10 protein-coding genes are annotated in these 11,872 nt (G+C 72.2%); 1 reads left to right on the top strand and 9 read right to left on the bottom strand.

The genetic code is table 11. The features are described from left to right. Positions 1 to 1,707, bottom strand: a complete 1,707-nt coding sequence (locus ABD335_RS20715; RefSeq protein WP_344325610.1) for a fumarate hydratase — start codon at positions 1,705 to 1,707, stop codon at positions 1 to 3. 135 nt (positions 1,708 to 1,842) lie between these two features. Between ABD335_RS20715 and ABD335_RS20710 the strand changes: the two genes are divergently transcribed. Continuing rightward, a complete protein-coding gene (locus ABD335_RS20710; RefSeq protein WP_425583686.1) occupies positions 1,843 to 2,511 on the top strand; it encodes a DUF1707 SHOCT-like domain-containing protein in 669 nt (222 codons plus the stop codon). 80 nt (positions 2,512 to 2,591) lie between these two features. Here the strand turns inward: ABD335_RS20710 and ABD335_RS20705 are convergent, their stop codons facing one another. From ABD335_RS20705 to phoH2, 8 genes are all read right to left on the bottom strand, one after another. Beyond that, positions 2,592 to 5,006 carry an ABC transporter permease gene (locus tag ABD335_RS20705; protein ID WP_344325607.1) on the bottom strand — a complete coding sequence of 805 codons (2,415 nt, stop codon included), beginning with the start codon at positions 5,004 to 5,006 and terminating at the stop codon, positions 2,592 to 2,594. Next, positions 5,003 to 5,689, bottom strand: coding sequence for an ABC transporter ATP-binding protein (locus tag ABD335_RS20700; protein WP_344325604.1), 687 nt, complete (start codon positions 5,687 to 5,689; stop codon positions 5,003 to 5,005). The genes ABD335_RS20705 and ABD335_RS20700 overlap by 4 nt, the downstream gene beginning before the upstream one ends. Then, positions 5,686 to 6,210, bottom strand: coding sequence for a PadR family transcriptional regulator (locus ABD335_RS20695; RefSeq protein WP_344325601.1), 525 nt, complete (start codon positions 6,208 to 6,210; stop codon positions 5,686 to 5,688). The genes ABD335_RS20700 and ABD335_RS20695 overlap by 4 nt, the downstream gene beginning before the upstream one ends. Before the next feature lie 161 nt (positions 6,211 to 6,371). Beyond that, entirely contained in the window at positions 6,372 to 6,638 is a 267-nt protein-coding gene (locus ABD335_RS20690; RefSeq protein ID WP_425583685.1) for a type II toxin-antitoxin system antitoxin, read from the bottom strand. After that, positions 6,635 to 7,579, bottom strand: coding sequence for an SPFH domain-containing protein (locus ABD335_RS20685; protein WP_344325599.1), 945 nt, complete (start codon positions 7,577 to 7,579; stop codon positions 6,635 to 6,637). The genes ABD335_RS20690 and ABD335_RS20685 overlap by 4 nt, the downstream gene beginning before the upstream one ends. A gap of 191 nt (positions 7,580 to 7,770) precedes the next feature. Further along, positions 7,771 to 9,108, bottom strand: a complete 1,338-nt coding sequence (locus ABD335_RS20680) for an AI-2E family transporter (RefSeq protein WP_344325597.1) — start codon at positions 9,106 to 9,108, stop codon at positions 7,771 to 7,773. A gap of 193 nt (positions 9,109 to 9,301) precedes the next feature. Beyond that, complete coding sequence (locus ABD335_RS20675; RefSeq protein ID WP_344325595.1) at positions 9,302 to 9,997, bottom strand: aggregation-promoting factor C-terminal-like domain-containing protein; 696 nt, start codon at positions 9,995 to 9,997, stop codon at positions 9,302 to 9,304. A 388-nt stretch (positions 9,998 to 10,385) separates the two neighbouring features. Next, positions 10,386 to 11,723 carry an RNA 5'-3' helicase PhoH2 gene (phoH2, locus tag ABD335_RS20670; RefSeq protein ID WP_344325593.1) on the bottom strand — a complete coding sequence of 446 codons (1,338 nt, stop codon included), beginning with the start codon at positions 11,721 to 11,723 and terminating at the stop codon, positions 10,386 to 10,388. Between the last annotated feature and the right edge of the window lie 149 nt (positions 11,724 to 11,872).

The raw sequence follows: 11,872 nt of genomic DNA, 5'->3' as shown, positions 1-11,872 counted from the left end.
TCAGCTCCCGGAACGCACCGGGATGGAGGTGACGAAGGGCTTCGCCGGACCGGGGTCGGTGAAGAAGTCGTTGCCCTTGTCGTCGACGACGATGAACGCCGGGAAGTCCTCCACCTCGATCTTCCAGACCGCCTCCATGCCCAGCTCCTCGTACTCCAGGACCTCGACCTTCTTGATGCAGTCCTGGGCGAGGCGGGCGGCCGGGCCGCCGATGGAGCCGAGGTAGAAGCCGCCGTGCCGGGCGCACGCCTCGGTGACCTGGCGGGAGCGGTTGCCCTTGGCCAGCATCACGAAGGAGCCGCCCGCCGCCTGGAACTGCTCGACGTAGGCGTCCATGCGGCCCGCGGTCGTCGGGCCGAAGGAGCCGGAGGCGTAGCCCTCGGGGGTCTTGGCCGGGCCCGCGTAGTAGACGGCGTGGTCGCGCAGGTACCGCGGCATCTCCTCGCCCGCGTCCAGCCGCTCCTTGATCTTGGCGTGGGCGATGTCGCGGGCGACGACCAGCGGGCCGGTCAGCGACAGCCGGGTCTTGACCGGGTACTTCGAGAGCTCGGCGCGGATCTCGTCCATCGGACGGTTGAGGTCGATCCGCACGACGTCGGTGTCGAGGTCGGCGTCCGTGGTGTCGGGCAGGAAGCGCGCCGGGTCGGTCTCCAACCGCTCCAGGAAGACGCCCTCGGCGGTGATCTTCGCCAGCGCCTGGCGGTCGGCGGAGCAGGAGACGGCGATGGCCACCGGGCAGGACGCGCCGTGCCGGGGCAGTCGGACGACGCGCACGTCGTGGCAGAAGTACTTGCCGCCGAACTGGGCGCCGATGCCGAGCTTCTGGGTCAGCTCGAAGACCTTCTCCTCCAGCTCCAGGTCGCGGAAGCCGTGGCCGGTCGGGGAGCCGGAGGTGGGCAGGGAGTCCAGGTAGTGCGCGGAGGCGTACTTGGCGGTCTTGAGCGCGTACTCCGCGGAGGTGCCGCCGACGACGATCGCCAGGTGGTAGGGCGGGCAGGCGGCCGTGCCCAGCGAGCGGATCTTCTCCTCCAGGAAGCGCATCATGGACGCCTCGTTCAGGACGGCCTTGGTCTCCTGGTAGAGGAAGGACTTGTTGGCGCTGCCGCCGCCCTTGGCCATGAACAGGAACTTGTAGGCGTCGCCGTCGGTGGCGTACAGCTCGATCTGCGCCGGGAGGTTGGTGCCGGTGTTCCGCTCCTCCCACATGGTCAGCGGCGCCATCTGGGAGTAGCGCAGGTTGAGCCTGGTGTACGCGTCGTGGATGCCGCGGGAGAGGGCCTCCTCGTCGCCGCCCTCCGTCAGCACGTTCTGGCCGCGCTTGCCCATCACGATCGCGGTGCCGGTGTCCTGGCACATCGGGAGCACCCCGGCGGCGGCGATGTTGGCGTTCTTCAGCAGGTCGAGCGCGACGAAGCGGTCGTTGGGAGACGCCTCGGGGTCGTCCAGGATGCGGCGGAGCTGGGCCAGGTGCGCGGGGCGCAGGAAGTGCGAGATGTCGCGCATCGCCTCGGCGGCCAGCAGGCGCAGCGCCTCCGGCTCGACCTTCAGGAAGGTGCGTCCGCCGGCCTCGAAGGTGCTGACGCCCTCGGAGGTGACCAGGCGGTACGGGGTGGTGTCCTCGCCCAGCGGCAGCAGGTCCGTGTAGGCGAACGCCGGGGAGGCCGGACGGGAAGCGGCGGCGGTGGTCGGGCTGGAGCCAGCGGACATGGGACGGTCTCTTCCTCTCGACGACGGCGCCTCACAGCGTAAGACCCCTGGTGGAGGGCGGCGCGTGTGAGGTCCGGCTCAGTCCGCCCTCCGCACCCCCTGGTCGCGATGTATCGCGTTCGCTAGTCTGGGCGCGTGGACGAGAAGAGCTCCCTGCAGAAGCGGCCCGAGGGGCAGCCCGCGCGGCCCGTGGCCGAGGCGGACGTACGCGCGTCGGACGCCGACCGCGACCGGATCGCGGAGATCCTGCGCGAGGCGCTCGCGGAGGGCCGGCTGGACACCGAGGAGCACGCCGAGCGGATCGACGCGGTGTACCGGGCCAGGACCATCGGCGAGTTGGCGCCGCTGGTGCGCGATCTGCCGGCGGGTCGGCAGGAGGCCCCCCGTCCCGATCCCGCGCCGGCGCCGGCCTCCCCCCACCTCCCGCACGGGACGCACGGCGGCCAGAACCTCGTCGCCGTCTTCAGCGGCGCCTCCCGCAAGGGCCGGTGGCGCGTGGGGGCCAGGCTCAACGCCTTCGCCCTCTTCGGCGGCGTCGAGATCGACCTGACCGAGGCCCTGTTCGACCAGCGGCAGGTCGTCGTCAACGCCACGGCGATCTTCGGCGGCATCGAGATCAGGGTCCCGGAGAACGTGACCCTGCGCGGCAGCGGCACCGGCATCATGGGCGGCTACGACGTGACGTCCCTGGAGTCCGACGACCCGGAGGCGCCGGTGATCGTGGTGCGCGGCGCGGCGGTCTTCGGCGGCGTCGAGGCCAAGCCCCGGCGCGGCAAACGCCTGCGCGACCTGCGAGGGCGCTGACGCACACCGCCGTCCGCACGGTCCTCCCCCTGTACGGGCCGTGCGGACGGCGGCTCGCTCCCGGCCGTGGCGCGGGTCGGTCACTCCGTGCGCAGTCCGTCCGGGCGCATCATCCGCCACAGCGGCGGCAGGCTGAGGACGGTCACCAGCAGGATCACCGCGCCGCCGATGCCGGTCATCGCGGCCAGGCTCGTCCAGTCGACCGCGACGGGCGTGGACGTCATCCGCAACAGGACCGCGCCCAGCCCGATGCCGCCCACGGCCGCCAGTGCCAGGCCCAGCACCACGGGCAGCGCCGTCTGCCACAGCACCGACCAGCCCAGCGTGGAGCGCCGGGTGCCGAAGGCGACCAGCACCGACAGCAGCCGCTTGCGCTCGCGCAACTGCTCCAGCGTCGAGACGACCATGCCGGCGCCGATCAGCAGCAGCACCCCGGCGGCCCCGATGTACAGGCCCGTGCGGATGGCGGCGAACTCCCCGGCCTCCCTGGTCTCCGTCAGCGTCAGCACGTCGATGGCGGGGCGACCGGTCTCGGCGGCGTTGCGGACGTGCTCCTCCACGTCCGGCACCCTCGGGTCGATCCTCAGCATGACCTCGGCACGGGCGTCCCGCATCGCGGAGACGTCGATCGCCTCCGGGGTGACGAGGACGCCGTGGGTCGTCTCCCCCTCGGGGCTGTTGCGGGCCGCCACCACCCGGGCGTCCTCGGGGACGGTCCACGGCACGGGGTCGCCCACCTGCTCGTAGACGCCCTTGCTCTCGTTGTACTCCGGGGTGTTGAGGTCGAGCCGCGCGCCGGGCACGCCCGTGTCCCGCTCGTGTTCCCCGGAGGGCACGATGAAGGCGTCGCCCTTCGCGCAGGTGGTGATCCGCGCCAGCTCCCGCAGCGTGGCGCAGTCGGCCACGGTGACCTGGGTGTAGGGGGCGTCGCCGTTGGGGTCCTCGCCCACCGCCAGGTAGTGGCCGTTCGTCGTTCCCAGCGCGTTCCGCACGCCTTCGGCGGCGTCCAGACGCTCGGTCAGCTCGCGGGCCTCGTCGCCGTCGGCGACGGAGCCGGTGACGTGGACCTGGGCGCGGCCGGGGTCCTGGCCGGTCTCCTTGGTGTAGGCGCCGCTCACCCCGCTGAAGAGCATCTGGACGGCGATGGCACCGGCGACCGCGACGGTGATGCCGCCGACCGCGCGGGCGGCCGGTCCGCTGTCGAGCTGGAGCCGGCGGACGGCGAGCTGGACGGGGAGGGGACCGCCGCGCAGCCGCCCCACGACCGTCTCCACCAGCCAGGGCAGCACGGCCGTGACACCGATCAGCAGCAGGACGATGCCGGTGGCGATGCGGTAGGTGTCGATCGTCTCCTCGTCGGAGCCGATCCCGCCGATCGACGGGGCCAGCAGCAGCAGTCCGACCACGGGCGGCACCAGGCGCCACCACAGCCTGCGCCCGCGCACCCCCGAGTGGCGCACGACGCCGAGCGGTTCGATGGTCACCCCGCGCAGCGCGAACAGGGTGACGGCCACGGCGCAGGCGGGCACGGCCACCAGGATCAGCGCGAGGAGCGGGGCGCCGGGCCGTACGTCCGACGGGAAGACGCTGATGCCGAACAGCTCGGCCTCGCCGATGAGGAGCCTGGTGGGCAGGAACAGCGCGGCGCCCACGGCCAGTCCGAGGAGGGCGCCCACCAGCGATTCGCCGGCGGCGATGCGCCGGACCGTCCGGCTGTCGGCGCCCACCAGGCGCAGCGCGGCGAGCCTGCGGTCGCGGCGCTCCCCGCCGAAGCGGACGGCGGTGGCGATGAACACGGCGACGGGAAGCAGCAGCACCACGCAGACGACGACCACCAGCAGCAGCAGGACGGCGTCCAGCGCATCGGGTTCGTGGTCGGTGCCGAAGTGGTCGATGCGGTGGGCCGTCCCGATCTCGTCGAGTCCGTCGGAGCCCAGGACGTAGGTGAGTTCCCGCGGTCCCACCAGGCCCTTCTCGCCGATGGTGTCGACGATGCGGTAGGGCAGCCGCTCCCTGAGCAGCTCGCCCTCGGGGGAGGAGAGCAGTTCGCGCAGCGCGGGCGAGACCGCCATCTCGCCGGGGCCGGGAACCTCCCGAAGGCCCGGCGGCACCGGGGGCCGGTCGCCGTCCGGCTGGAGGACCTGGCCGTGGACGTTCTTGCCGCGGAACTCGGTGCCCTCCTCCAGGAACAGCGCGCTGCGGTCGGAGCGCTCGGCGTCCGGGGCGAAGACGGAGACCCCTCGGACCGCGCCGCGGGCGTCGCGGGCGTCGAGCATGGCGGGCACGGAGGCGGCCACCATCAGCACCGCCACGCCCAGGCCGACGCCGACCGCCGTCAGCACGGTGCGGACCCACCCCTCGCGGCCTCCGGTGACCGCGAAGCGGGCTCCCATCAGCAGGTCGGCGAGCCGGCCGGCCGTGCCGACGGGCCCCGCGGACGGCACGGGAGGCGGGGTGGCGGGTGCCGTCGGCGCCCTGGAGTCCAGGGCGCTCATGCCACGCCCGCCATGTCCCGCACCCTGCCGTCGCGGACGACGACCTCGCGGTCGGAGTAGGCGGCGACCCGCGCCTCGTGGGTCACCAGCACCACGGCGGCCCGGGTGTCGCGGGCGGCCTCGGTGAGGAGCTGCATCACCCGCTCGCCGTTGAGGGAGTCCAGTGCGCCGGTGGGCTCGTCGGCGAAGATCACGCGCGGCGTGGTCACCAGGGCACGGGCGACGGCGACGCGCTGGCCCTGGCCTCCGGAGACCTGGCCGGGCCGCTGGTGGCGCACGGTGTCGACCTCCAGCCGCTCCAGCCACTCCGCCGCCCTGGCCTCGGCCTCCTTGCGGGCCACGCCGGTCAGGCGCAGCGGCAGGGCGACGTTCTCCACGCAGGTCAGTTCGGGGACGAGTTGGCCGAACTGGAAGACGAAGCCGAACTCCGAGCGGCGCAGGGCGCTGCGCTCGGCGTCCGACAGCGCCGACAGCTCGCGGCCCTGGTAGTGGACCGTGCCGGAGTCGGGGCGGACGATCCCGGCCAGGCAGTGCAGCAGGGTGGACTTGCCGGAGCCGGAGGGACCCATCAGGGCCACGACCTCGCCGGGGTGGACGGAGAACGACGCGCCGTCCAGGGCGGGCGTGGGGCCGTAGGACTTGCGCAGGCCGTCGGCGTGCAGGAGCGGGGTGGCGGTGGTCATCCGCGGACCTCCCGAGCGAGTTGGCCGAGGCGCGCGGCGGTCAGCTCCAGCCAGCGCAGGTCGGCTTCGAGGTGGAACAGGGCGTGGTCGCAGATGAGCTGGTCGGCGAGGTCGCCGCTCCTCTTGCGCCGGGTCAGTTCACGCATCAGACGCAGGTGTTCGGAGCGCTGGACGTCCAGCAGCTCCGCCGCGTCGCGCCCGGTCAGCAGCGCGAGGACGACCTTGGTGTAGAGAGTGGACTGCAGGTACGGCTCGGGCTTCTCCGGGCGGCCGAGCCAGTCGGCGACGTCGGTGATCCCGGCGTCGGTGATGGCGTAGCGCTTGCGTTCGGGACCCTCGCCGGGCTCGATCCCCTCGACCTCCACCAGGCCGTTCTTCAGCAGTCGGGACATGGTCGAGTAGACCTGCCCGTAGTGCAGCGGGCGGTCGTGGCCGAAGCGTTCGTCGAAGGCGCGCTTGAGGTCGTAGCCGTGGCGGGGGCCGGTCTCCAGGATTCCCAGCAGGGTGTGGCCGATGGACATGCCGACGACTGTACACCACGTGTATACACACGATGTATACACGTGGTGTGTACACCTGTCCGCCTCTTTCGGCACCCCTCCGAGACGCCCCTCCATGACGCCCCTGCGAGACACCGCTGCGACACCGCGCCCCCGCGGGGCCCGGACGGGCCCCGCGGGGGTCAGTCCTCGGCGCGCGGCGGGCGGCCCCGGCGGGGATGGGGACGGGCGTCCTTCGGCATGCGACCGGCCTCGGTCAGGGCCCTGCGCAGCAGGTAGTCGATCTGGGCGTTGGTGCTGCGCAGCTCGTCCGCGGCCCACTTCGCGAGCGCGTCGTGGACGGCGGGGTCCAGCCGCAGCAGCACCTGCCGGCGCTCGCGCCGGCGCCCCTGCCGCGGCTCCCGCTCCGGGCCCTCGCCCTCCGAGGACCGCTCCGGCTGCGCGGTCACTGGTAGAGCGACCCCGCGTTGAGGACCGGCTGCGGAGAGCGGTCGCCGCAGAGCACGACCAGCAGATTGCTCACCATGGCGGCCTTGCGCTCCTCGTCGAGTTCGACGAAGTCCTGCGCGGCGATCCGGGCGACGGCGTCCTCCACCATGCCGCAGGCGCCCTCCACGATCGTCCGGCGCGCCGCGACCACCGCGCCCGCCTGCTGGCGCTGGAGCATCGCGGCGGCGATCTCGGGGGCGTACGCCAGGTGGGTGAAGCGCGACTCGATGATCCGCACGCCCGCGGCCCGCACCCGGGCGGTCAGTTCGGCGGCGAGCTTCTCGGTGATCTCCTCGGCGTTGCCCCGCAGCGACAGGCCGTTCTCGTCGTGGGCGTCGTAGGGGTACTCGATGGCGATGTGCCGCACGGCGGCCTCGGTCTGCGTGGAGACGAACTCCACGAAGTCGTCGACCTCGAAGGTGGCCTGCGCGGTGTCCTCCACCTGCCAGACCACGACGGCCGCCAGTTCGACCGGGTTGCCGTAGGCGTCGTTGACCTTGAGCACGGCCGTCTCGTGGTTGCGCACCCGCGTGGAGATCTTCGTGCGGGTGGTCAGCGGGTTGACCCAGCGCAGACCGTCCTGGCGGACGGTGCCGGTGTAGCGCCCGAAGAGCTGGACGACCCGGGCCTCGCCCGGCGCGACCATGTTGAGCCCGGCCATCGCGAAGATCGAGCCGATCACCAGCAGCACCCCGAGGACGATCAGCACCCCTCCTCCCCCGCCCGATCCGCCGGAGACGAGCCCCGCCCCGGCGAGGACGCCGCCGACTCCGGCCAGCAGCCCCAGCAGGCCGAGGAGCAGGGCGAGCCCGCCCGGAACGGAGCGCGCGGGCGTCTCGCGCACCCGCGGCACGGGCATCTCGGGCAGGTCCCCGGCGGTGGGCTTGGTCTCATCGGACATGGCGGTCCCCCGTTTCGATCCGTCGAGCTCTATCAAAGTGATATCACTTTAACCCGAACGCGGAAGCCGGCGGAAGCCCGTCCCGCGGACGCGGCCCGGCGGGTGCGCGAGGGGCCGCCGAAAAGCCCGGGACCCCGCCCGTGGGCGGGGTCCCGGTGAACGCCGTTCGTGGCAGCGGTCGCGGAGCGCCCTCACCGCCCCGGACCGTTCGTGCCGCCCGGGGAGGAGTCCGGGGGCTCGGGCCGCGAGGGGCCCGGGCCCGACGGACCGGACGGGCCCTCGGCCGTCTCCGCGGTGGCGCCGTGGGGCGTGGCCCCGCCGTGCAACGCGTTCTCCGCCGCGTACCTCCGCAGGTAGGTGACCACGGTGTTGAGCACCGCCACCACCGGAACCGCCGTCACCGCGCCGGGGATGCCGGCGATGAGGCTGCCGCCGGTCACCGCCAGCACCACGCCCAGCGGGTGGACGCTCACCAGCCGGCCCAGGATGAGCGGCTGGAGCACGTGGCCTTCGAGCTGCTGCACGGCCAGGACCACCGCGAGGACGAGCAGCGCGGTGACCACGCCGTTGGCCACGAACGCGACGAGGACCGCCAGCGTTCCGGAGGCGAAGGCACCGACGATCGGGATGAAGGAGAACAGGAAGATGAAGACCGCCAGCGGCACCGCCATCGGGACGTCGAGGAAGTAGATGCCGATGCCGATGAAGAACGCGTCGATGAAGGCCACGATCACCGTGCCGCGCACATAACTGGTGAGCGTCGCCCAGGCCATCGGCCCGGCGCCCGCGATGCCGCCGCGCGCGACCTGCGGCACGAAGTTGAGCGTCCAGTTCCACACGCGCCGCCCGTCGTAGAGCAGGAAGATCGACACGAACAGCGCCAGCAGCGCGCCGGAGAAGAACTCCACCACGACGGTCACGCCCTGCCACCCGGCGCTGGTGATCTCCTGGCTGTTGCTGCCGAGCCAGTCGTTCAGGCTGTCGGCGACGTTGTTGATCTGCTCCTCGGTGACGTGGAAGGGGCTGTTGAGCAGCCAGGTCTTCAGCTCCTCGATGCCGCCCTGGACCTGCTTGGTGAGGTCGTCGAGGTTCTCCATCACCTGCCAGACCACGAACCAGCCGACCAGCCCTATCGACGCCACACCGGTGACGAAGGTGATCATCGTGGCCAGGCCGCGTCCTATCCCCAACCGGCGCAACCGGGCGACCGTCGGCTGGAGGAGCGCGGTGATCAGCAGCCCGATGGCGAAGGCCAGGACCAGCAGGCTGAACGCGCTGATCACCTTGACCAGCACGTATATGACCCCGGCCAGGATCAGCAGCCGCCACCCCACCTCGGCGGCCACCCGCACCCCCCACGGCACCATGGACGCGGGCGGGGGCGGCCCGTCCGGGGGCCTCACGACGACCGGCCCGGTGGGCGGGGGCGGCGGTACGACGTCCTCCGCCCCCTCGGCGCGCTCCCGACGTTCCGTCACCCGGTCGGCGAGGCGCGACACGCTCACCCTCAACCTCTGAAGTCTCGACATGCCGCTTCCTTCGCCCCCTGGTGTACGGTCCGGCCGGTTCCAGTATGGTCGGCCCGGCCCGATCCGACGCATATGCCGCACCGTTCGTCCCATCGTGGGACGACACCGCCGGGGCAAAGGTTGCTTCCTCACGGAAACGTCGAACCCCCCGCCCAGCGAGGCGGGGGGTTTGTCCCGAAACGAGGTCCCGGGCTCAGTACCAGTGGTTGGCCTGCCAGAACTCCCAGGCGCCACACGGGCTGCCGTAGCGGTCGTTCATGTAGTTCAGGCCCCACTTGATCTGGGTGGCCGGGTTGGTCCGCCAGTCGGCTCCGGCCGAGGCCATCTTCGAGCCCGGCAGCGCCTGGACGAGGCCGTACGCGCCCGAGGAGGGGTTCTGCGCCTGGTAGTTCCAGCCGCTCTCGCGCTCGACGATGTTGGAGAAGCACTGGAACTGGCCCGCGCCCACGATCTGCTGCGCCATCGCCTTGACCTCGGCGATCGTGTACGAGCTCTGCACCGCGAAGTCGGTGCGCTCCGCCGAGCGGCTGGCCGCCTGCTTCGCCTCCTGGCGCTTCTTGGCGGCCTCCTTGGCGGCCTTCTCCGCCGCCTCCCTCTTGGCCTGCGCGTCCTTGGCGGCCTGCAGGCGTGCGGCTTCCTCAGCGGCCTTCTTCGCTGCCGCGTCCGCGGCGATGGCGGCGTTGTCCGCCTGCTGTGTGAGGGAAGCGGTCTGTACCTGGGCCTGCTGGCCGGCGGGTATGTCTGCGAGGAGCGTCGCGTCCGCGGCAGTGGCCTCGACCGGTTCGGTCGTGCCCTGCTCACTGCCCGAGGCCACACCGACGACGGCGCCGACGGTGGTGACCGCGGTGGCAGACGCCACGGCGAATCCCCGGACCGAGATCCGAGTCACACGGTTTCCTTCCACACTGCCCGCTCAGGTGACCTCGCGGGCGCGCTCGTGCCCCTGACACGGGCCTCCCCACGTGCTGGTCACGGGAGGCACTGGCCCGGCTGGGTCCCTCCGGAGAGGGATCCCGCGTGGTGCTCTCGGGCGGCATACGACTCACTGCTGTTGACTTGTGGATCCGCACCGGGTGGTACGGATGGTACGTCTGTGCCGTATGCGGGGCCTGACAGGAACCACACCCTGCCGGAAACGAAACGGCGGATGCAATTCCGTGACGCGTGGGAAACCTCACACCGCTCCCTTCCCTCCGATTCCGCGGAAAGGGGCGCGCGGAAGGGCCCCGCACGGCTACGCTTCTGCGTTTCTCCGCACGGGGCCCGTCCCAACTGCCTTAAACCCGGCCGTCCTCCAACATCTCGGTCACCAACGCCGCGATCGGCGACCGCTCGGACCGGGTGAGGGTGATGTGCGCGAAGAGCGGATGCCCCTTGAGCCGTTCGACCACGGCGGCCACCCCGTCGTACCGCCCGACGCGCAGGTTGTCGCGCTGGGCGACGTCGTGGGTGAGGACGACCCGGGAGTTCTGTCCGATGCGCGACAACACCGTCAACAGGACGTTCCGCTCCAGCGACTGGGCCTCGTCGACGATCACGAACGCGTCGTGGAGCGAACGGCCGCGGATGTGCGTCAGCGGCAGCACCTCCAGCATGTCGCGGGCCACGACCTCCTCGACGACCTCACGCGTCGTCACCGCCGAGAGGGTGTCGAAGACGGCCTGCGCCCAGGGGTTCATCTTCTCGTCGGCGGTGCCCGGCAGATAGCCCAGGTCCTGGCCGCCGACCGCGTACAGCGGCCGGAACACCATCACCTTGCTGTGCTGCCGCTTCTCCAGCACCGCCTCCAGGCCGGCGCACAGCGCCAGCGCCGACTTGCCCGTCCCGGCCCGGCCGCCCATGGAGACGATGCCCACCTCCGGGTCGAGCAGCAGGTCCAGCGCGACGCGCTGCTCGGCGCTGCGCCCGTGGATGCCGAACGCCTCGCGGTCCCCGCGCACCAGTCTGATCCGCCCCTCGGGCGTCACCCGTCCGAGGGCCCTGCCCCGTTCGGAGTGCAGGACCAGGCCGGTGTGCACGGGCAGCTCCGCGGCCTCGGGCACGTGCACGCTCTCCGCGGCGAACAGCTCGTCTATGTCCTCGGCGGCCAGCGTCAGTTCGGTCATGCCCGTCCAGCCGGACTCGGTGATCGCCAGCTCGGCCCGGTACTCCTCGGCCAGCAGCCCGACGGACGACGCCTTGATGCGCAGCGGCAGGTCCTTGGAGACGACCGTGACGTCGTACCCCTCGGCCTGGAGGTTCCGGGCCACCGCCAGGATGCGCGAGTCGTTGTCGATCGGCCTGCCGTGGTCCCCCCGCATGGTGGCGGGCAGGACGGCCGGGTCGGAGTGGTTCAGCTCGACCCTCAGGGTGCCGCCCAGCTCACCGATCGGTATCGGCGCGTCCAGCCGTCCGTGCAGTACGCGGTACTCGTCCAGCCGCCTCAGCGCCTGACGGGCGAAGTAGCCCAGTTCCGGGTGGTGGCGCTTGGCCTCCAACTCCGTGACCACGACCACCGGAAGCACGACCTCGTGCTCGTCGAAGCGGGTCATGGCCGCCGGGTCGGCGAGCAGGACGCTGGTGTCGATGACGTAGGTGCGCCGGTCGTGGTCTCGGCGCTTGGTGCTGGTCACCACGGATGGACCTACCCCCTCGGAAGAGATCGGGGTGCGACGGCGTCGCGGGGGATGCGGCCGGGCTCCGGCCCCGTGCACGGGCCGGGCACCGGCCCTCCGCGTACTCCGTGCGGCTGCGCACGGTCGTCCGTGGTGTGCAAAGGGCCTCC

The sequence above is a fragment of the Streptomyces macrosporus genome (assembly GCF_039533145.1).
Classification (GTDB): domain Bacteria; phylum Actinomycetota; class Actinomycetes; order Streptomycetales; family Streptomycetaceae; genus Streptomyces; species Streptomyces macrosporus.
This window is presented reverse-complemented; position numbering and strand designations above follow the sequence as displayed.